The sequence below is a fragment of the Acidovorax sp. GW821-FHT10A04 genome (genome assembly GCF_059415825.1).
The window spans coordinates 97,047-116,448 of the sequence record NZ_JBWKNZ010000010.1; the positions used below are offsets into that span (position 1 = coordinate 97,047).

The 19,402-nt window shown below is 67.8% G+C and carries 19 protein-coding genes and 1 pseudogene; 13 read left to right on the forward strand and 7 right to left on the reverse strand.

Features of this window, described 5'->3' with window-relative positions; all coding sequences use genetic code 11:
- The first annotated feature begins 193 nt into the window (after positions 1-193).
- From AC07PF_RS20780 to AC07PF_RS20790, 3 genes are all read left to right on the forward strand, one after another.
- Complete coding sequence (locus AC07PF_RS20780; protein ID WP_494613097.1) at positions 194-772, forward strand: DUF1801 domain-containing protein; 579 nt, start codon at positions 194-196, stop codon at positions 770-772.
- Positions 773-948: 176 nt separating this feature from the next.
- Positions 949-1,428 carry a YcxB family protein gene (locus AC07PF_RS20785; protein WP_494613098.1) on the forward strand — a complete coding sequence of 160 codons (480 nt, stop codon included), beginning with the start codon at positions 949-951 and terminating at the stop codon, positions 1,426-1,428.
- A 91-nt stretch (positions 1,429-1,519) separates the two neighbouring features.
- A complete protein-coding gene (locus AC07PF_RS20790) occupies positions 1,520-1,855 on the forward strand; it encodes a cytoplasmic protein (RefSeq protein ID WP_494613099.1) in 336 nt (111 codons plus the stop codon).
- A 25-nt stretch (positions 1,856-1,880) separates the two neighbouring features.
- Here the strand turns inward: AC07PF_RS20790 and AC07PF_RS20795 are convergent, their stop codons facing one another.
- From AC07PF_RS20795 to AC07PF_RS20815, 5 genes are all read right to left on the reverse strand, one after another.
- A complete protein-coding gene (locus tag AC07PF_RS20795) occupies positions 1,881-2,195 on the reverse strand; it encodes a hypothetical protein (protein ID WP_494613100.1) in 315 nt (104 codons plus the stop codon).
- Positions 2,196-2,200: 5 nt separating this feature from the next.
- Positions 2,201-2,638, reverse strand: a complete 438-nt coding sequence (locus AC07PF_RS20800) for a DUF6691 family protein (protein ID WP_494613101.1) — start codon at positions 2,636-2,638, stop codon at positions 2,201-2,203.
- A 184-nt stretch (positions 2,639-2,822) separates the two neighbouring features.
- Positions 2,823-3,254 (reverse strand): YeeE/YedE family protein, encoded by a 432-nt coding sequence (locus AC07PF_RS20805; protein ID WP_494613102.1) that lies wholly within the window; start codon positions 3,252-3,254, stop codon positions 2,823-2,825.
- A 22-nt stretch (positions 3,255-3,276) separates the two neighbouring features.
- The gene (locus tag AC07PF_RS20810) at positions 3,277-5,034 is read right to left on the reverse strand and encodes a molybdopterin-dependent oxidoreductase (RefSeq protein ID WP_494613103.1); all 1,758 of its coding nucleotides are present in this window, start codon (positions 5,032-5,034) and stop codon (positions 3,277-3,279) included.
- A gap of 69 nt (positions 5,035-5,103) precedes the next feature.
- Positions 5,104-5,739 (reverse strand): TetR/AcrR family transcriptional regulator, encoded by a 636-nt coding sequence (locus AC07PF_RS20815; RefSeq protein ID WP_494613104.1) that lies wholly within the window; start codon positions 5,737-5,739, stop codon positions 5,104-5,106.
- A gap of 88 nt (positions 5,740-5,827) precedes the next feature.
- On the opposite strand from AC07PF_RS20815, the gene AC07PF_RS20820 reads away from it, so the two are divergent.
- The 3 genes from AC07PF_RS20820 to AC07PF_RS20830 all read left to right on the forward strand — a co-directional run bounded on the left by AC07PF_RS20820 (position 5,828) and on the right by AC07PF_RS20830 (position 8,722).
- On the forward strand, positions 5,828-6,889 hold the full coding sequence (locus tag AC07PF_RS20820) for a saccharopine dehydrogenase NADP-binding domain-containing protein (protein ID WP_494613105.1): 1,062 nt from the start codon (positions 5,828-5,830) through the stop codon (positions 6,887-6,889).
- 155 nt (positions 6,890-7,044) lie between these two features.
- Positions 7,045-8,244, forward strand: a complete 1,200-nt coding sequence (locus tag AC07PF_RS20825) for a hypothetical protein (RefSeq protein ID WP_494613106.1) — start codon at positions 7,045-7,047, stop codon at positions 8,242-8,244.
- 82 nt (positions 8,245-8,326) lie between these two features.
- Entirely contained in the window at positions 8,327-8,722 is a 396-nt protein-coding gene (locus AC07PF_RS20830; RefSeq protein WP_494613107.1) for a GFA family protein, read from the forward strand.
- 18 nt (positions 8,723-8,740) lie between these two features.
- Here the strand turns inward: AC07PF_RS20830 and AC07PF_RS20835 are convergent, their stop codons facing one another.
- Positions 8,741-9,376: a LysE family translocator gene (locus tag AC07PF_RS20835; protein ID WP_494613108.1), complete on the reverse strand. Its 636-nt coding sequence runs from the start codon at positions 9,374-9,376 to the stop codon at positions 8,741-8,743.
- 139 nt (positions 9,377-9,515) lie between these two features.
- Here AC07PF_RS20835 and AC07PF_RS20840 point away from each other — a divergent pair, with 139 nt between their 5' ends.
- The 5 genes and pseudogenes from AC07PF_RS20840 to AC07PF_RS20860 all read left to right on the forward strand — a co-directional run bounded on the left by AC07PF_RS20840 (position 9,516) and on the right by AC07PF_RS20860 (position 12,776).
- Positions 9,516-10,097, forward strand: coding sequence for a GNAT family N-acetyltransferase (locus tag AC07PF_RS20840; protein ID WP_494613109.1), 582 nt, complete (start codon positions 9,516-9,518; stop codon positions 10,095-10,097).
- Positions 10,098-10,246: 149 nt separating this feature from the next.
- Entirely contained in the window at positions 10,247-11,056 is an 810-nt protein-coding gene (locus AC07PF_RS20845) for a hypothetical protein (protein ID WP_494613110.1), read from the forward strand.
- A gap of 33 nt (positions 11,057-11,089) precedes the next feature.
- On the forward strand, positions 11,090-11,281 hold the full coding sequence (locus AC07PF_RS20850) for a hypothetical protein (RefSeq protein ID WP_494613111.1): 192 nt from the start codon (positions 11,090-11,092) through the stop codon (positions 11,279-11,281).
- Between the two features lie 268 nt (positions 11,282-11,549).
- Positions 11,550-12,308, forward strand: a pseudogene (locus AC07PF_RS20855) (diguanylate cyclase); the annotation flags it as partial.
- A 15-nt stretch (positions 12,309-12,323) separates the two neighbouring features.
- Positions 12,324-12,776 carry a hypothetical protein gene (locus tag AC07PF_RS20860; RefSeq protein WP_494613112.1) on the forward strand — a complete coding sequence of 151 codons (453 nt, stop codon included), beginning with the start codon at positions 12,324-12,326 and terminating at the stop codon, positions 12,774-12,776.
- A 33-nt stretch (positions 12,777-12,809) separates the two neighbouring features.
- Here AC07PF_RS20860 and AC07PF_RS20865 read toward each other — a convergent pair whose 3' ends face one another.
- Positions 12,810-13,850, reverse strand: coding sequence for a P1 family peptidase (locus AC07PF_RS20865; RefSeq protein ID WP_494613113.1), 1,041 nt, complete (start codon positions 13,848-13,850; stop codon positions 12,810-12,812).
- A 177-nt stretch (positions 13,851-14,027) separates the two neighbouring features.
- On the opposite strand from AC07PF_RS20865, the gene AC07PF_RS20870 reads away from it, so the two are divergent.
- Positions 14,028-16,718, forward strand: a complete 2,691-nt coding sequence (locus tag AC07PF_RS20870; RefSeq protein ID WP_494613114.1) for an RCC1 domain-containing protein — start codon at positions 14,028-14,030, stop codon at positions 16,716-16,718.
- A complete protein-coding gene (locus AC07PF_RS20875) occupies positions 16,715-19,354 on the forward strand; it encodes an RCC1 domain-containing protein (RefSeq protein ID WP_494613115.1) in 2,640 nt (879 codons plus the stop codon). Before AC07PF_RS20870 ends, AC07PF_RS20875 begins: the two co-directional genes overlap by 4 nt.
- Positions 19,355-19,402: the final 48 nt, after the last annotated feature.

Consider the following 19,402-nt stretch of genomic DNA (forward strand, 5'->3'; position numbering starts at 1 on the left):
GTAACCTTCGCTCTCTTTTTTAAAGGCAGGCAATCCCCCATTGGGGTGAATGACCTGCCATTCACAGGGAGTGAATGCCATGGCCACCAGCAAGCCAGAGACGAAGCCGCCTGCGCGCAAGGCAACTGCAAAAGCAGCCGCAGCGGCGAAGTCTTCGCCTTCCACAACAACAAAAGCGCCCACCAAGGCGCCCGTGAAAAGAGCCCCGCCCCCCACGAAGAGCAGCACCAACAAGACGGCGGCCCTGGCCAAGCCCGCCGCTACGGCCACCCGCAGCGTGGCCGCTCCGGCCCCCAAGGCCGCCGCGGCCAAGAAAGCCGCAGCGCCCGCCAAGAAAGCACCCCCCGCCAGGAAGCCCGCCGCCGCGGCCCGGCCCGTGCTGTTGTCCGGCGACAACCCCCAGATCGCCAAGGCCGACGGCGACGCGCCCGTGCAGGCGTACATCGCCGCCATCCCCGACGACTGGCGCCGCGGCCTGTGCGCCCGGCTCGACGCGCTGGTCGAGGCCAACGTGCCCCAGGTCACCAAGGCCGTGCGCTGGAACTCGCCCTTCTACGGCATCGCGGGGCAGGGCTGGTTCCTGGGCTACCACGTGTTCGCCAAGTTCATCAAGGTGAGCTTCTTCAAGGGCGCATCGCTGAACCCCGCGCCCGAAGGCGGTTCGGGCGAGGATGCGCGCTGGATCAACATCCAGGAAGGTGGGCTGGACGAGGGGCAGATGGTCCAGTGGATCAAGCAGGCAGCGGCGCTGCCGGGGTGGGGCAAGAACTGAGCCTCGCGGACAGGCTTGGCAGATCTTTTGGGTTGAGCGCCAAAAACCAACAGGGGTGGGAGCCGCGCTCGCAGTGGTTCCATTTGCCATTTGGAGCCGGCTCGCCTATCCACTAAGCTCGCGCTCGTCTTACCAAACGCCTGTGCCTCTCTATGGATGAACCCGCAAACAACGAGATGAAAATTCAGTATGAACTCAAGTTTCGGGACGTACTTCTCTTCAGTGCTTCGTACCATTTCTTGAGCCCGATCACACAAGCCTTTTACTTGGTGTTTCCATGGATGACCTTCAACTCAGCGCGCAATGATGGTGAGTCATTCGGAGTTTCCGTTGCTGGCGCGGCACTCTTCTATCTAGCGGAATGGGCAGCGATTTTCGCCATCCTCGCGCTCGACTATTTTCGTCGCAGCGTCACTGTATTGACTGAGCATACGTTAGAGACCAGGCAAGATGAACTTGTCGAAACGACACCCTTCACCAAGTTGTTTGTGAAGTGGCCCGGTGTGAGCCGGGTGGTATCCAGGCCGGGGTTTGTTGGCGTCTACCTGGCGCACAACAAGGCGCATGTCATACCCAACAGGGCCTTTGCATCATCCGAGAAGCGCCGTGAGTTTGTCGCTTTCGTGCAGGAAAAAATCCGCGCTGCCAAGGTTTAAACAGAGGGGGCGGACGCGGCTCGGTAGATTTTCCCATCATCGCCACACCTTATGTTCCTGGCGGCGGTGAGGGCACGAAGGGTCAATCTCCATGTCCATGCACGACGTTGTTGGTGCACACCGCCATTCATCTAATCACCGCGCAGAACTGAAGGAAAGCTTCCAGTGCGGCTGCTTTTACTGCCTGCACATCTTCGAACCGATGGCCATTGTTGAATGGGTCGATGTGCCTGATGGAAAGGACCTCGATGCAGGCAATACGGCCATCTGTCCGTATTGCGGCGTTGATTCAGTCATCGGTTCTGCATCGGGTTTCCCGATCACCGCGCAGCTCCTGTTGGCCATGCAGGCGCGGTGGTTCAGGTCCAACACCGGCACGGTCTTGTCGTCCGAAAAGAATGAACAGGGCAGCTTGCCTATGCTGTAGCAGCTGCTGCCGTGATCGCTCCGCGTCATGGCGCAGCAGACGCCTCGCGCTCAAGCCGGGCGGTGACCAACGCAACCTCCTGCCTGACAAGGCCGAGCAGTTGCTCATGGCTGAACGGCTGCTCAATGAGCACGGTATTGTTGTTGTCCGACGAGGCACACAGCTGAATGCGCGCGGGCTCTCCTGCAGTATCGAAGAGGATGCGAAAGACGCGGGTGCTGCGCTGCGGGTGCCATTCGACGCGTTGGTAGAAGTAGCTGCGCGAGACATGGTTGTTGATGTGCTCGGGCACCAGGCCGGCAACGTCCAGCAGCACCGCATGCAGTTCCTGCCGGTTCATTCCGTTCATGCCTTGCCGGGAGGCACTTTCTTGCGCCCCTCCAGCCACTCGAAGATCCCCATGCCCGCCAGCATGGCCAGCACGAACACCACGGCCTTGGGCTCGCCGGCACCCAGCGAGACGATGGCGGGGCCAGGGCAAAAGCCTGCGATGCCCCAGCCCACGCCGAACACCAGGCTCCCGAGCACCAGGCGCCGGTCGATGTGGCGCGCGGTGGGCAGCTGCATGGGGCCGCCCAGCACGCTGGTGCTGCGCCTGCGGGCCAGGGCGAAGGCGAGCAGGCCCACCAGCACGGCGCCGCCCATCACCAGGGCGAGCGAGGGGTCCCAGGGCCCGGCCAGGTCGAGAAAGCCGAGCACCTTGCCCGGGTCGGTCATGCCCGAGATGATGAGGCCCAGGCCAAAGACCAGGCCGATGCCGAATTCGGAAATGCGTTTGAGCATTGCGGAGCTCCCTTATCAGTTATTCATTGCGCTGCCTGCCACCCGCGACGCGTGAAACTGGCGCGGCCGAGGCCAGTGCCCCCGTGCAAGGGCCGCCCCGCCGCACTGGGGGCGTCCCCCTCCCGACTCGCGCAGCGAGTCGAGAGAGGGGGAAGGCGCGAAGCGACTCAGGGGGTGCTTCATTTCAGCCCAGCACGTGGCGGATGAGGTAGACGGTGGCAAAGCCTGCCGCCATGAAGGCCAGCGTGGCCACCAGCGAGCGCGGCGACAGGCGCGAGATGCCACACACGCCGTGGCCGCTGGTGCAGCCCGAGCCATAGCGCGTGCCCACGCCCACCAGCAGCCCGGCCAGCACCACCATGCCCCAGCTGGCGTCGATGCGCGCCTCCGCCATGCCCACCGTCAGGCGGTAGAGCAGGGGCGCGGCCAGCAGGCCCAGCACGAAGGCCACGCGCCAGGCGATGTCCTTGCTGCGCGGATGCAGCAGCCCTCCGAGGATGCCGCTGATGCCCAGAATGCGGCCATGCAGCAGCACGAAGGCGGCGGCCGCCAGGCCCAGGACCAGGCCGCCCGCAAGGGCTGCCCAGGGGGTGAAATGGTTCCAGTCGATCTGCATCCGTTGCTTCCTCTTCTTTTGTTCAGATGGGCATGCGGTACCCAAAGAACTCATGGTCTTCGTTGTAGCCGCCCTGGCCGGCGCCCAGGTCCTTGAAGTCCTCGACGAACTCGATGGCCGCGATCCATTTGACCATCTTGAAGCCCAGTTCGTTCTCGCAGCGCAGGCGCAGCGGTGCGCCGTGCAGCACAGGCAGGGCGGCGCCGTTCATCTCGTAGGCCAGGATGCTCAGGTGGTGGCGCATGTTCGAGATCTTGTGCACGTCGTAGTAGCGCCCGCCGTCGCCGCCGTCTGCCAGCGAATAGAACACCGCATAGCGCGCGCTGGCATGGGGTTTGACCACGTCCATGAGGCTGCGCACGGGCACCCCGGCCCACTTGGCCACGCCGGACCAGCCCTGGATGCAGAAGTGCGTGGTGATCTGCTCCTGCCGCTCCATGGCCTGGAGCTCATCGAGGCTGAAGCTGGCGGGCTGCTCGACCAGGCCGCCCACGCGCAGCCGGTAGCCCTTGAAGCCATTGGCCACCAGGGCCTCGAATTCGGGCGAGGCGGGCAGGGTGCCGTTGGGCCAGAAGTGGGGCGAGATGTCGGCCTCGGTCAGCTGCGATCGGGGGTCCCACCCTTCGGCCAGGCCCTTGAGCCAGCCGACCAGGAAGCGCCCGGTCTTTTGCACCAGCCGGGCATGGCGCAGGGTGAAGGGCGAGGCCCATAGCCAGGCCAGCACCAGGATGGCCATGGCGGGCAGGAACAGCGTGAAGCCCGACCACGAGGCATCGTGCACGCCTGCGAACATGTGGTTGGTGTTTTCGCGCAGGCCGGTGATGAACACCATGACCCCGTGCGCCGCGATGAAGGCCACGAACCAGGTGAAGGACAGGAAGTGGATCGAGCGCGCCACCTGCCGGTTGAGCACCCGGCCCAGCCAGCCGAGCTTGTTGGAGAACGCCGGCCCCTGCAGGATGCCGGTGGCAATCGACACCGGCGCAGCAATGAACACGGTGACGAAATAGGTCAACTGCTGCAGGCTGTTGTAGCGCGTCCACCCCTGGTCCACGGGGAAGTTGAGCGAGGCGTACTGGATGGCGGTGGACACCGCGTTGGGCAGCACCTCCCAGGTCGTCGGCACGATGCGCAGCCACTGGTCGGTGGCAAACAGCAGCAGGTAGAAGGCGATGCCGTTGAGCGTCCACAGCAGGTTCACCGAAAAATGCCACCAGCGCGCCAGGCCGATGGTGTGGCGCAGCCCCGGTATGCCCAGCCACTGCGGCAGCGTGACCGCATCGTCCTTGGCGGTCCAGATGCGGTCTTTGGGCACCTCGTGCTGAAAGCGGAACCACTCGGTGCCTGGCGTGCTGTCGCGCCGCCAGTACAGGCGCGGGTGGTCCGCCAGGATCTGGATGCCCGCCCGGATGATGAACAGCATGAAGAACATGTTCAAGAAATGCTGCAGCCGCAGCCACCACGGAAAGCCCGATTCGACCCGCGGCGCGGCCTGGGCGACTCCCGGGTACTGCGCGATGAAGGCCTGCACCGCGGGCAACTCGCGCAGGCTTTGCGCCGTGGCCACGGCGGCCAGCAGCAGTGCGGCACCGATGGGCAGCGCCCACAGGGTGTTGAACCAGCGCTGCCCGATGCGGATGTGCGGCAGCATGCCCTGGCGCGGCGGCAGCCAGTGGCTCAGGCGAATGCGGTCGTCCGCCGCAGACAGTGACTGCGCCAGTGGGTCGTGGTCCGGCGCTGCGCCTGGCGCGCGTGGCGTGTTCTGCGCGGTGTCGTGCATGCGGCCCTTCCTCCCTTGCGCCGCAGAATAGCGCAATCCCGGGTAGGCCTGTCGACTCCGGCCAATGGCTCAGCCGCCGGCCTCCACCAAGGCCTTGCCCGCGGCGCGCAGCACCTTGCCCGCGCTGTCGCCCAGCAGCAGCGAGCCGCTGCTGAACGCGCCATCGACCAGCAGCGAGAGCTGCGAGGCCGTGACCTCAGGCTTTTTCAGCCCCATGCGCTTGCACAGGGCGGCCAGGCGCCGCTTTTGCTCCAGCCGGTGCGCGGCCGATATGGCGCGCGCCGGGTGGGCCGGGTCGGCAAACTCCGCCGCCACGTTGAGCTGCGGGCAGCCGCGGTAGCCGGGGCGGGCCACGCGCTCGCCCACCCAGGCAAGCAGGGCGTCGAGCTCGGCCGCCGCATCCGGGGCATGCGTATTGGCGGCCTCGTCCCATTGCTGCCAGAACTCCTTGTCCTCGCGCTCCAGGAAGGCGGCGACCAGGTCGTCCTTGGTGCGGTAGTAGCGGTACAGGCTGGTCTTGGCGATCTGTGCGCGCTCGATGATCAGGTCGATCCCCACGGCGCGCACGCCCTCGGCATAGAACAGCTGGCAGGCCGTGTCGAGGATGCGCTGCTGCACGTCGCCCGCCGGCGCTGGCGGTGCCGCGGCGGGGACGGCGGCTGGCGTACTGGCTGCGGTGGTCTTGCGGGCGGCGGTAGGGCTCATGCCGGCATTGTCCCATATTCCGTGTTGACACGATACAGACCTGTATGTAGCATCGCGCCACCTTCAACAAAACGTACAGGTCTGTATCGTGGCTGCAAACACCTCCCTCCCTCCCTCTTCTTCTTCACACGCGTCTGCCCGCCCCGTGCTGGTCTACGGCGCCGCCGGGCACACCGGGCGCTTCGTGGTGCAGGCGCTGCGCGAACAAGGCCATGCCGCGCTGCTGGCCGGGCGCGATCTGGGCAAGCTGCACGCCGCCTTCCCCGATGCGCCGGCGGACCAACTGCGCGTGCAGGGGCTCGACGGCGATGCCGCTGCCCTCGCGGCCCTGCTGGCCGAAAGTGCGCTGGTGGTGAATTGCGCCGGCCCGTTTGCCGACAGTGCGCCCCAGCTGCTGCAGGCCGCGCTGCAGGCCGGCGTGCACTATGTGGACGTGTCGGCCGAGCAGCCCACGGCGCGCGAGGTCTTCGGGCAGTGGGGCGAGCGCTTCAGCGCCTCCGGTCTGTGCGCTGCACCGGCCGTGGCCTTCTACGGCGCCGTGGGCGACCTGCTGGCCACCAGCGTCCTCGGTGACTGGCCCGATGCCGATGCCATCGAGGTGCACATCGCCCTGGACAGCTGGCACCCCACCGAGGGCACGCGCAAGACCGGCGTGCGCAATGCGGGCCGGCACGTGGTGTATGCCCATGGCCAGTTCCAGGCGCCGCCCGCCGTGGCCCCGCGCAAGACCTGGGCCTTTGCCGCGCCGTTCGGCGAGCAGGCCGTGGTGGGCTTCTCCAGCGCCGATGCCGTCACCATCGCCCACCACATCCGCGTGCCCGACGTGCCCGCCTGGATGAACGAGACCCCTCTCACCGAGCTGCGCGCCGCAGATACGCCTGCACCCGTGGCGGTGGACGCATCGGGCCGCTCGGCCCAGCGCTTCCTGGTCGAGGTGGTGGTGCGCCGCGGTGGCGAAGCGCGCCGCGCCAGCGCCGGCGGGCAGGACATCTACGCCATTACCGGCCCCCTGGCCGCGCAGGCCGTGGGGCGCATCCTGGCGGAGCGCGGGGGGCTCACCGGGGCCTTGTCGGCGGGGCAATTGGGCGATGCGCGGTCGTTTTTGCAGGCGCTGGCGCCCAGGTACCTGCAGCTGGATTTTGGCGGGTGATGGGCCATAGGGCGGCGATCGGAAATCGAATGCATCTGCCGTGCCAGCGTGTGCACGCACCAGGTTCTGTGGGCACCTTATTGGCCCCATCGGGATTGGGTTTTGCCGGCCCCGTGCGATCATTCCACGCGATGACCAACAACAGGAGTTGCAGAGTGAGCGAGATCGCCAAGGTGGAACCCCAGGCCGCACCGCAGGCCGCTTCGGGCCTGGACGGTGTCGAGTGCGTCGTGGCCGAGCCGCTGCGCTTCAAGGCCAAGCTGGCCATCGGCGAAAACGCCTATGCCTCGCTGCGCATGGTGAACCGGGGCCGCGAGCTCTGGGACGTGTTGGGCGCAGCCGGCGCCGGGGCGGCCGTCGCCAAGTCCAGCCTGGTGGCATCGGCATTCTTTGCGCCATCGGGCTTGGTGGGGGCGCTGGGCGTGGGCGCGGCGGCCACGCCGGTGGGCTGGGTGGCGCTGGCGGCGCTGGCCTCGGGCGGCGCCTGCTATGGTATGTACCGCTGGCTCGGCCATTCCAAGGGCAGCCGGGTCATCGAGATTCCGCGCTGTCTCAACACGCCGCTGGACACCCTGGGTCTGGCGCTGTTCGACCTGATCGCGCCGCTGTCGCTGCGGCTGGCTGCGGCGGCCGATGGCGTGGTGCCGCCGCCGCGGCACGCCTTCCTGGCCGCACACCTGGTGGACGAGTGGGGGCTGGATGATCGTTTTGTCGCGCAGGCCATGGCCGCGATCGAGCCCGGCCTGGCCGATGCCTCGCCCCAGGAGCTGGCGCGTGAACTGGCCGCCTTTCTGCATGCCAACCCGGACTGCAACCACCAGGTCATTGCGGCCGAGATGGGGACCTTTCTGGCGCAGATGCTGCAGGCCGGCGGGGCGGCGCTGGCCGAGCCCGAGCAGCAGTTGCTGGCCCAGGTGCAGCAGACCCTGCAGACCCCGCCGCCCGGCGAAGTGGCCAAGGTCTGGACCCGGGCCCGGGAGCATGCGGGCCACTATGGCGGCCAGGTGGCCGGTGCGGCCGGCAAGGCGGCGACATGGACCAAGGAACAGCTGCCAACCGTGCAGCAGATGGAGGAACTCAGAATGCGTGGTACCGAACTGCCCGGTCAGATTGCGGGTGCCGTGGGCAAGGCCGCCAGCTGGACCAAGGACCAGATGCCTACCGCCCAGCAGGTGGACGAGTTGAAGAAGCGCGGCGGCGAGCTGACGGGCCAGGCGGCCGAGACCTTGCGTAGCGCCACCCGTGCAGCGCAGGACGCGCTGCCCACCGCCGAACAAGTCCAGCAGGGCGCGCAGCGCACGGGCGCCTTGGCGCGCCAGGGGCTGGACAGGCTCCGGGAGAAACTCGGGCGTTGAGCCGGGGCACGGCGCAGTAGCAGGCCTCTTGCCATCAATACTGTATTTAAATACAGTTTTGGTTTTCAACGAAAGGCCAACCATGCTCCAAGGTAGCTGCTGCTGCGGGTCCGTCCGGTTCACGCTGTCCCGTCCGCCCACCATGATGGGCACTTGCCATTGCACGCGCTGCCGCAAGCTCGGCGCCAGCACCTTTGTGTTCGCCGAGCGCGAGGCGTTCACGCTGGTCTCGGGGGCCGATTGCATCACCACCTACGAGCCGCCGGCACCCTACCAGTACAAGCGCTGCTTCTGCGCGCGTTGCGGCACCTCGCTGGGCGAGGTCACGTCGGCCGGCAATGCCTTCCCTGTCGCTGCCAATTGCTTCGACAGCGAATTGGAGCTGGCCAACCAGTTCCATGAATTCGTCAAGGAGAAGCCGCACTGGGTGGGCATCTGCGATGGCGCTCGGCAGTTCGCGGAGCACCCCCACCAGTAGCTGCTGGCCGGGCCCTAGCTACCGCTCCTGCGCGGCCAGCCGCGAGCCCAGCCCGATCAGGATCACGCCCGAGATGCGCGACTGCCAGGCCATGAAGCCCCGGTTGCCCACCAGCCGGTCGCGCATGCGGTAGAGCACGGAGACCAGGGCCAGCTCGTACAGCGTGTCCATCACCGCCATGGTGGCGCCCAGGATGAGCATCTGCACCACCACCGAACCACGCGCCGGGTCCACAAACTGGGGCAGGAAGGCCAGGAAGAACAGCGCCACCTTGGGGTTGAGCGTGCCGGCCAGGATGGCCTGCGTGAGCGGCGCCTTGTTGGCGGGGCTGGAGGTTGCTTTCGCTGTGGATGGCTCCTTGCCAGATCGCGAGCGCAGCGCCTGGATGCCCAGGTAGATCAGGTAGGCCGCGCCGACATACTTCACCACCGCAAAGGCCAGCGCCGAGGTGGCCAGCAGCGCCGACAGCCCCAGCGCCGCGGCGGCTGCATGGATCAGTGTGCCCACGTTCAGGCCCACCGCCGTCAGCGCGCCCGCGCGGCGCCCGCCGGTCAGGGTGTTGGCCAGCACCAGGGCCTGGGCCGGGCCGGGCACCAGGATCAGCGCCGCGCTGGCGGCAACAAAGGTGGCGTAAGTGAGCGGGTCGAAGAGCATGGCGGTGCCTGGGTTGTTTTGTGGATCGGATACCTTGGCCCGAAAGGCGTGGGGAGAGTGGGCGGTCTCGCTTCGGATATTCTGTCGTGTCTATCTTGTTAATGCAAGTGTGTTGCGTTTGAACTGTTGAAGGAGAGCCATGGTGGTGGACGAAGAGCGCGCCTCTGGGACCCGCACCGATGGGTTGCGCTTGGCCGAATGCCCGCCAGGCCAGGCGCCTGCATGGACCGCGGAAGACCGCAGCTTTGTGGTAGAGGGCGAGCTGGTGCCGCACCTTGTGGATGGCCGGTTGGGCTATGGCATCACCAGCGTCGCGCCGTATGTGAAAACCTATGCGGACGAGGAGGGCGGTGCCGCAGGGCCGGGAGACGGCGAGGCTGCCTGCCACTCCGTGGTCGCCTACCTGGGCGGGCAGCCGGCTGGCGAGATCGTCCTGGCACGCCACTGGAACGGGTACGCCTGTGTCCATGACCTGGTGGTCGGCCAGGCCTTTCGCCGCAAGGGCGTGGCCCGGGCCCTGGTGGAGCATGCGATCGCCTGGTCGCGTGCCCAGCAGTTGGCGGGCGTTACGCTGGAAACGCAGAACAACAACGTGGCGGCCTGCCGCTTGTACGCTGCCTGTGGGTTCAGGCTGGAGGGTTTCGATGGCGGCCTGTACCAGGCGCTGGCGCCCGGCACGCGGGAGGTGGCCCTGTTCTGGTACTGGCGCGAGCCCCATTGAGGGTGCCGCCTGGCGTTTCTGCGCCACGGGGCGTGGTCCTGTCATGCGGGGCCGCTATAGTGCCAGGGCATGCCATGCCCGGACTGGGGCATGGCTTGGGCTGCCCGCAGCCACACCACCACAAGCCGCCAGAAAAGACCGCCCCACCGATGCCCGGACCCCACCTCGACGCCCCGCTGTTCATCAAGGACATCTACGAAACCCAGGTCGATACCGCCAAGACCCCATTCTTCTTCAACGATGGCGGCATGCCGGTCTACCTGAGCGAGGCGCCTGCGGATGTCACGCCGCTCGTGCCGGCCGCCACCGACCCGGCCCTGGCCGTGGGCAACGAGTACCTGGTGGCCGACGTGCTGGGCGTGGCATCCAATCCGCCATATGGGGTGGAGACGCAGCTGGGCTTTGCGGCCGAGGAGGTGGTGTTTGCACCCCTGTGGGCCACCCGCAGCATCGCAGCGGCCTTTGGCATCACCCTGGTGGAGCCCGGGCAGGCCGTGCGGATCGAAAGCCCGGTCACCGAACTGCAGCAGGTGGAGTACGAATACGGTGTGTTCGCCGGCCACTGGTCGCCCTACCAGGGCACGGGCGACGCCTTGCTCAGCGTGGTCTGCACCGACCTGGAGCACCATGATTTTCCGCATGTGTTCGCCTCCACTGACCCCACCCAGCCGCTGGTGATCTCGGTGGGCCGCTACTGGCCGGCGCTGGGCAAGATACGCCTGGCCGACCTGTGGGTGCCGCGCGGCAGTGCGCTCTACGTGCCGCCCAAGCAGGCCAGCAGCGACCAGGCTGCCGTGGTCGACCTGCACAACAACCGCAACTCGGCGCGTGCCTGCTGGGGCGACATCCGCCAGAACAGCATCACCACGCACACGCTGCTGCAGACCGAGGGCGGCTTTTTCTACTGGTACTGGAATGGGATCGCGACCGTGCACAGCCGCCCGGTCGCAGTAAGCTGAGCCCGTGCCAGGAATCGACAGGCAGCAATGACCATGGACATGTCCGACGTGAAGGGACTCGGTGGCGACGACAGCGACAGCGTGGTCTACAAGACCCTGCTCGAATCGACCCGCGCCATCCCCTGGAAGATCGATTGGGCGACGATGAAGTTCGCCTACATCGGCCCGCAGATCGAGCCGCTCCTGGGCTGGCGCCAGGACAGCTGGCTCACGGTGGACGACTAGGGCCTGTTCACACTAATTTCGGGGATCGCGTTGGCCGGCCTGGGGGCTGGATGCAAGGCGCCCGCGCGCAGCAAGGTGTGCACCTTGCAAGCGCGGGCAACGCCGCAGACGGCCCCCAGGCCGGACAACCCGAAGGGAAGACCCTTGCCTGCGCGCCACTCGTCGTTGCGCTCCTTGCGTGTGCAAGGGCACACGCTGCGTCGCGCGCCTAGATTGGCACGCCGGCAAGGGCCTTCGCGACCCCGAAATTAGTGTGAACAGGCCCTAGGCCACGCGCATGCACCCCGAGGACCGCGACTACGTGGTCAACTTCTGCGTGGCCCAATCCCAGGCCGGCGTGGACCACGAGGCCGACTACCGCGCCCTCACCAAGGACAACGGCTATGTGTGGATACGCGACGTGGTCCACGTGGTGCGCAAGCCCGATGGCCAGGTGGAGGCACTGATCGGCTTCATGTTCGACATCACCGAACGCAAGAAGACCGAGGAAAAGCTGCTCGCCCTGCAAAAAGAACTCGAAGCCCTGTCGTTCAAGGACGGCCTGACCAACATCGCCAACCGGCGCCGCTTCAATTCGGCCATCGAACTGGAGTGGGAGAGCGCGCGCAAGGCCGGTACGCCGCTGTCCGTGCTGATGCTCGACATCGATTTCTTCAAGCAGTACAACGACCTGTACGGCCACATCCAGGGCGATGAGTGCCTGATCAACATCGCGCAGGCGCTGAGCCTGGCGCTGGAGAACCCGCGCGACTTGGTGGCCCGCTTTGGCGGCGAGGAATTCATCGTCCTGCTGCCGGGCGCCGATGCCGCCACCGCCCTCAAGGTGGCCGAGCGCTGCCAGCGCCTGATCCAGAAGCAGGCCATCGCCCATGCCCAGTCACCGCACGACCAGCGCGTGACGCTGAGCATCGGCGTGGGTACCTCCACGCCGGGTGGCTACGCCAAGCCTGCGGATTTCATCGATGCCGTGGACCAGCGGCTGTATGCGGCCAAGAAGAACGGGCGCAACCGCATTGAAGTGGTGTGAGCGAACTGGAGACACATGGGCTGCATTCTTTCTTTCAACGGACCTGACGCGGACGTGGCGCAATTGCTGGCGCTGAGTCCCGTGGATCCGATCAGTGTTCGGCGCAGGGGTGAGCCGTTGACCGCCCGGCCGAGCAGCAGATTGGCTGTGACCTCGGGAGTGGTCTTGCGGGTCAGCGATGCGGAATTCGAAGAGCTGGAGGAGCAGCAGGCGGACGCAATCCAGTTTCTCAACGACCATTGCCAGGCGTTGCAGGCCATGCGCAAGGTCGAAGGCGTGGAGTCGGCTCGTGTGGACTTCGGTATCGCCATGCGCAGCGTCATTGTCCAGTCCGACACCTTTCCCGCCGAGCTGATTGCAGCCCTGGCCAAGGTGGGCTGCTCCTTGGACCTGACGCAGTTTCCCACGGGGCCCAAGGCCCGGAACCTGCGGCGCTACCGCAAGGCATTCCGGGCATCTGCCCCCTGACGTACTTCGCCGCGCTGGGAGTCGCTGGTCAGTTCAGTCCAGGTCGGCCGCACACGGCAGGTACAGCCCCTCCGCCGTCGTGACCGAGCGCGCTGCGCGCACGGCCCGCGCCGTGGCGATCGCTGTCGCCTCGGCCGCCATGGTCGAGAGCACCATCATCCCCGGGTTCTTGCCCGCCACGCCTGTGCCCAGGGTGAACAGCGTGTCGCCATCGGACATGGTGTGCACCGGGTTGATGCTGCGCGCCAGGCCGTCGTGCGCGGCCACGGCCAGGCGGTGGGCCTGGGCCTTGGTGATGATGGCATCGGTCGCGATGACGCCGATGGTGGTGTTGGTGCCGGCCAGCAGCGGCCTGGGCGGCTCCCCGCGCAGCAGGGCGCGGCGCGTGTCGCGCAGCTGGCGGCCATCGTCGGTGCGGGCGCCGGCGATCACCTGGGCGGTGTCGGGGTCGATCACATCGCCCAGGGCGTTGCAGGCGATCAGCGCGCCCACGGTGACGCCATCCACGGTGACCGATGCCGTGCCGATGCCGCCCTTCATCGCGTTCTGGATGCCGAAGATCTTGCCCACGGCAGCGCCCGTGCCCGCGCCCACATTGCCCTCGGCCGGGTCGGCGCGCGAGGCGGCCTCGCACGCGGCGTAGCCGGCCGCTGCATCGGGGCGGATGCGCATGTCGCCCACCAGCAGGTCGAACAGCACGGCGCTGGGCACCAGCGGCAGGCGGCCCACCACCACGTCGAAGCCGAAGCCGCGCTCCTCCAGCCAGCGCACCGCGCCGCTGGCCGCGTCCAGTCCCCACGAGCTGCCGCCCGCCAGCATGATGCCGTGCACCTTTTCCACCAGGTTCGAGGGGTCCAGCAGGTCCGTCTCGCGCGTGCCGGGCGCGGCGCCGCGCACGTCCACGCCACCCACCGCCCCGTCGCGCGCCATGACCATGGTGCAGCCCGTGGGCCGGCGCGGGTCGGTGAAGTGGCCGACCTCGATGCCGGGCACGCGGGTGATGCTGCCGGCGTCGTGTGATGCGCTGTGGGGGACAGGGGAGGGGGAGGTGGTCGTTGTCGTTGTGGTCGTCATGGCCTGTGATTATGGGCGGTGGCATGCGGGAGGCACTGCTGCGGCAAGGCATCGACCTGTTTCCGGCCGCGTTGTAACGGTGTGTTTTATGGGCTTTTGAACGTGACGGGTATCACCTGTGTCCCGGGGCCGCCGCACCACAATGGCCCGATAACACAAGAGAGAGGAAGGATCACCATGGCGACACCACCCTGGCGTCGGGCTTTGGCCTGTCTGCTGCCTGCACTGCTGGCGGGCTGGGCCTCATCCACCAGCGCGGTGCACGCGCAGAGCATCGCCACCGGCGCGCGCCACGGCCTGGCGCTGCAGGCCGATGGCAGCGTGCTGGCCTGGGGCGACAACCGGCTGGCGCAACTGGGCGGCGGCAAGACCGTGTATGCCGCCACCGAGCGCGAGATCCCGCTGCCAGCCAGGGCGAGCGCGGTGCGGACCAGCAGCACGGGTGTGCTGGTGCTGGACGAGCAGGGCAACGTATGGAGTTGGGGAACCAACCGCAAGGGGCAACTGGGCGATGGTTCGCGCACGGACAGGCCCAAGCCACAGGTCATCTTCCGGGGCGCGACCGGCATAGCCAACGGGGGGGACAAGAGGCCATCGTTTCTGATCGACAAGGAGGGGCAGCCCTGGTGGTGGGGGCCTTTGCCGTCCGGAGACAACCTGGCGGTGCCCGAGCGCGCCGCGCGAATGCCTGCACGCCTGGTGCAGATCGAGCATCAGGCCCGCACCACGGCGGCGCTCGACGATCAGGGCGTGGTCTGGTCCTGGGGTGAAGGGGCTGCCTGCGCGGCCACGGCCGCCTACTCCGAACCCGTGGCCATGAAGGGCCTACCACGCATCGAGGAACTGTTTCTGGCCGCCTCGGCCCCCGTGCGCGGGAGCCCGGAAGAGCGTGTGGGCGAGGTCCCAGCTTCCAGGATCATCGCGCGCGACGCCACGGGTGCTTTCTGGAAGTGGGGCACGGACCCCAAGGTCACCAGTTGGGGGCCGATCCCCCCGCCACGGCAGACCTACTGCCCACCGGTCACCACACAAGAGGATCCCTGGTCCTATGCCCGCCGGATACACCCCGACATGGCAGCGCAAGGGGTGAAGATCGCCCGGTACGCTGCGATCGGTGGCGCCGGCTACCTGGGCTGGACGGCCGATGGGGACCTTTGGCAATGGCACCAACCGGTGGGAGGCGAACCCGCGGACTACCGCGTCACCTTGCGCCGCGTGGCCACCGGCGTGGCGGACGCCAGCTATCACTATAGCGAGGGCGAGCCCCTGGTCTCGGGCATCCTGTACATCACGCGCGATGGCCGGCTCCATGCACTGGGCTCCAACCTCAGCCTGCACCTGGCCACGGCCCCTGACGAGATCGACTCCGTCACCACCCCGGGCAAGGTGGTGCTTCCCGGACCCGCGCGCAGTGTGCATGCCCAGCCTTTCGGCAGCTACGCTTTGCTCGGCGATGGCCGGGTCTATGGCTGGGGCCTGGGCGCCACACGGTACGACCCGAAAGCCAACTTCGATCAACGGCTGTACCCCCAGGTGCCCACGCACATTCCCCTGGGCGCGCCCATCGCCAAGCTGGCGGTGGCGCAAGACCAGTGGCTGGCCCTGGACGTCAATGGCCGGGTCTGGAGTTCCGACGGCTGGGGCAGCCGGCTCACCGAGCGCGAGCCGCTGAAGTCCTACCTGCCCGCCATGCTGATCAGCGATACCGGTCTGCCCCTGGCCCGGGACATTGCGGTGTCCGGCAAGACCATCGGGATGGTCCTCGGCGTGGATGGGTCGGTATGGACCATGGGCACGCGTGCAGGGCTTGCGCCTGTGGGGCCTCTTGCGCCTATCGTGCCCGGGGTGGTTCCCGACTGGTACGGCGTCTTGGATGTGCTTGCCACGCCGCACCAGGTGCAGGGCCTGCCCCCGTCCATCGTGCAGGTGGCATCGGCCACTCCCGTGTTTGCTGCACTGTATGCGCTGGACGCCGAGGGCGGGGTCTGGTTCTGGGGCAGCCGTTCCCAGTTCGGGTTGACGGGGCACGACAGCGGTCAGTTGTCTGCCAGTGACCGCGAGGTGCAGGCGCCGATACGGGTTCCACTGCCCTTGAAGGTGGTTGCGATACGCGCCGGGCAGTCGAGTTTCTGCGCCATCCTCGCGGATGGCTCGGCACAGTGCTACGGCTGGCTTTTCGACCAGCACCGGGGCATGCGGTTTCGCCTGCATGCCCCGATCCGGGAGATCTCCTTCGGCGCGCACACCTCCACCTCCACCGGCACCCAGGGCACCGTGCACCTGCAGCTTGCCGATGGCTCGGTATGGGCGCACGGGCAAGGGCTCCATGGCCAGCTGGGCGACGGTACCTATGCCAATGCGGCAGAACCCATGCCGGTGGTCAATGTTTCTGCCACTGCAGACCTTGTTCTCGACCCCTCGGCCGCGCCCGGGGCGGCTGCGCGTCCCCCGTTCCGGGTGAAGATGCGGTTGACTGGCAACCTGCGTTCGCTGTCGCTCGGTGGCGACGTGTTCGGCAGTGCAGGCGCTCCGGCTGCCAGCAATGTGTATGTCCTGGCTAGCGCCGGCGAGCCGGGCGGCGGCAACTGGGTGCAGCTCGACGCGCAGGGGCGCTGGAGCCCGCTGCATTGGCCCGTGCCTGCCGTCGTTGCTGGCGCGGTGCTGTCAAGCGAAGCCACGTCTGTCGCGCTGAGCAGCATCCTGCGGCAGTTCGCTGCTGCGGGCCTGGAGGGGATGCGCCTGTATGTCGGTTATGGGCGCGATGTGGACGAAATGCTCGCCGCCAAGCGCTTTCGCGAAGTGCTCGAGCTGGTCCATGAGGATTGCACGCTCACGCCGTGTGGTCCGACTTTGCTGGGGGGGCAATGATGCGGGGAAAAAATCCCACGGGGCAGGCGAGCCGGTTCCTCGCACTCCTGGTGCTGCTGGCCCTGGCTCCCACCGCACAGTCCCAGACCATCGCCACCGGCGCACGCCATGGCCTGGCGCTGCAGGCCGATGGCAGCGTGCTGGCCTGGGGCGACAACCGCCAGGGACAGCTGGGCCAGGGCCGCACCCTGTACTCCGAAACGGCGCGTGAGATCCCCCTGGCCGGCAAGGCCGTGGCCGTGCAGGCCAGTGCCACCAACGCGCTGGTGCTGGACGATCAGGGCAACATCTGGAGCTGGGGCACCAACCGCCGCGGCGAGCTGGGTGACGGCACCCGCACCGACCGGGCGACGCCGCAGATCGTTTTCCGCAATGCGGCGCAGATCGCGATCAACGGCGGGGCGTCGTCGCCCACCTTCGTGCTCGACAGGGATGGCCAACCCTGGCAGTGGGGCCCCGTACCCGGCGGCGGCGAGCTGCTGGCTCCCACCCGGTCCGCCCAGGTGCCCGCGCGGCTGGTGAAGGTGACGCCTCGGGGCCGTACGGTCGCCGCGCTGGACGACCAGGGCGTGGTGTGGTCCTGGGGCGAAGGCGTGGCCTGCGCCGATGCACCGGGCAAGACCGGTCCGGTGGCCATGCGCGGCCTGCCGCCCATCAGGGACTTCTGGGTTTCCTATTCTGCGTTGCGCGCCGCTGGCACGCCCGCGGATGGCACGCCCCTGACCATCGTGAACGCCGTGGACCGCGATGGCAACGTCTGGAAAGGGGGCTCCGAGGCCTCCTATGGCTTCATGGGCTATGGACCTGGCGAAATACGCCGGTACTGCCCTGCGGTGCGTACGCCGGACCAGGCCGACTGGACATTGCCGTTGCCGCTGGTGCCACCTTATATTCCTGCCGAGTTGGTGAGCGCCGGCGTGGCCATCACGCGCGTCCTGGGCATGGATATCGACCGGGCCACGGCATCGTACAACCGCAGCACGCTCGGGCTGACGAGGGACGCAGAGCTCTGGCACTGGCGCGGCCAGGGCCCGGGCACCACGATCCAGCGCGAGGCCCTGGACGTGGTGGATGCGAGCAACTATTCCTCGCCCGATGGCGACGGAACACTGGGGCTGGTCTACGTGACCCGGGGCGGCAAGGTCTTCGCCAAGGGCTCCAATCTGTTCCTGCACCTGGCCATCACTGGCGGCGAGGTGGATGCGGCGTCCAGCCCGCAGAAGGTGCCGTTGCCTGGGCCGGCCGTGAGCGTGCACGCCAACGCCGGCGGCAGCTATGCGCTGCTGAAGGACGGGCGGGTGTTCCACTGGGGCTATGGCACGGCGCCGTTCATCCCCGCGGGCAGTCTCAACCGCTATGCAGTGCCGTCAGGGCCGGTACAGCTGGACCTGCCTGCCCCCGTGGTGAAGCTGGCGGTAGGCGAGAACCGCTGGATGGCACTGACCGCGAACGGCGATGTCTGGAGCATCGACGCCACCGCCATCGGCGACTGGGTCCGGGAGCCGGCCTGGTTCCAGCGCCAGCTCGTCACGCGGGACTCCGGCCTGCCCCCAGTTCGGGACCTCGTGGTGGGCGGGCAGGGGGGCGCCATCCTCGGTGTGGACGGTACGCTGTGGAACGCGCCTGCACGCGCGGTGCCCTATCCCCACGCCGAGACGCGGCCTCCGGTGTTCCTGCCTTTTCAATACGGTGGCCTGCCTACCATGCGGCAGGTGGCCATGGTGGCGGGGCGGTACGGCCAGGAAGCACACTTCGCGCTGGACGAACAAGGGCAGGTCTGGTTCCGCGGCCGGCATTCGTACGGCCTGGGCGGTCCAGCGGATAACGGCACTGTCACGGGCTTGGACGTACCGGCTCCCTTCGTGCGGCCCCTGCCGGGCAAGGCCGTCTCCGTGCATGCCGGCGGCGGCAGCTTCTGCGCCGTGCTGGGGGACGGATCGGCCCAGTGCTACGGCAAGATCTTCAATGAGCACCTGGGCATGCTCTTCACGCTGCACGCGCCTATCCGTGAGGTGTCCATCGGTGCCAACGGCGAGCAGGGCGGCACGGCGCACTTCCGCCTCGCTGGCGGTGCGGTGTGGGCCTGGGGAAATGGTCAGTGGGGGCAGCTCGGGTCCGGTGCCCATGCACACGCCTTCGATCCCGTGCCGCTGGTCAGCGAATCCGGCACAGCCGACCTGGACCTGGACCCGGGAACGCCCGACGCGGCGGCAACGGCCCGCCCGCCGTTCCGCGTGAAGATGCAACTGGCGGGCAACCTGCGTGCACTGTCCTTGCGCGGCGATGTCTTCGGCAGCGCGGGCACGCCTGACGGGAGCAACGTCTACGCCATGGCCGCCCCCGCCAGCGGCGCACCGGGCGTCTGGGTGCAGCTCGATGCCCAGGGCCTGTGGGGGCCGCTGCGCTGGCCGGTGCCCGCCGTGGCCAGCAACGCGCAGCTGACCGGCGAGTCCCAATCGCTTGCACTGGCCAACATCCTGCGGCAACTCCCTGGCACAGGGCTCGAAGGGCTGCGCGTCTACGTCGGCTATGGGCGCGACGCGCAGGAGATGATGGCAGCACGCCGCTTCCGTGCCGTGCTGGACCTGGCTGCCGACCCGTGCCCCGAGAACCTGTGCACCCCGGCCTATCGCTGACGGCCGCAGCCCCGCCCGACCCATCCCGGTGGGGTGGGGCGCTGCCGG

Coding starts and splice junctions, on each gene's coding strand:
- AC07PF_RS20785 (WP_494613098.1), top strand. CDS start 949: ATGAAAATTCAGTATGAACTCAAGTTTCGGGACGTACTTCTCTTCAGT.
- AC07PF_RS20790 (WP_494613099.1), top strand. CDS start 1,520: ATGTCCATGCACGACGTTGTTGGTGCACACCGCCATTCATCTAATCAC.
- AC07PF_RS20795 (WP_494613100.1), bottom strand. CDS start 2,195: ATGAACCGGCAGGAACTGCATGCGGTGCTGCTGGACGTTGCCGGCCTG.
- AC07PF_RS20800 (WP_494613101.1), bottom strand. CDS start 2,638: ATGCTCAAACGCATTTCCGAATTCGGCATCGGCCTGGTCTTTGGCCTG.
- AC07PF_RS20805 (WP_494613102.1), bottom strand. CDS start 3,254: ATGCAGATCGACTGGAACCATTTCACCCCCTGGGCAGCCCTTGCGGGC.
- AC07PF_RS20810 (WP_494613103.1), bottom strand. CDS start 5,034: ATGCACGACACCGCGCAGAACACGCCACGCGCGCCAGGCGCAGCGCCG.
- AC07PF_RS20815 (WP_494613104.1), bottom strand. CDS start 5,739: ATGAGCCCTACCGCCGCCCGCAAGACCACCGCAGCCAGTACGCCAGCC.
- AC07PF_RS20830 (WP_494613107.1), top strand. CDS start 8,327: ATGCTCCAAGGTAGCTGCTGCTGCGGGTCCGTCCGGTTCACGCTGTCC.
- AC07PF_RS20835 (WP_494613108.1), bottom strand. CDS start 9,376: ATGCTCTTCGACCCGCTCACTTACGCCACCTTTGTTGCCGCCAGCGCG.
- AC07PF_RS20840 (WP_494613109.1), top strand. CDS start 9,516: ATGGTGGTGGACGAAGAGCGCGCCTCTGGGACCCGCACCGATGGGTTG.
- AC07PF_RS20845 (WP_494613110.1), top strand. CDS start 10,247: ATGCCCGGACCCCACCTCGACGCCCCGCTGTTCATCAAGGACATCTAC.
- AC07PF_RS20850 (WP_494613111.1), top strand. CDS start 11,090: ATGGACATGTCCGACGTGAAGGGACTCGGTGGCGACGACAGCGACAGC.
- AC07PF_RS20860 (WP_494613112.1), top strand. CDS start 12,324: ATGGGCTGCATTCTTTCTTTCAACGGACCTGACGCGGACGTGGCGCAA.
- AC07PF_RS20865 (WP_494613113.1), bottom strand. CDS start 13,850: ATGACGACCACAACGACAACGACCACCTCCCCCTCCCCTGTCCCCCAC.
- AC07PF_RS20870 (WP_494613114.1), top strand. CDS start 14,028: ATGGCGACACCACCCTGGCGTCGGGCTTTGGCCTGTCTGCTGCCTGCA.
- AC07PF_RS20875 (WP_494613115.1), top strand. CDS start 16,715: ATGATGCGGGGAAAAAATCCCACGGGGCAGGCGAGCCGGTTCCTCGCA.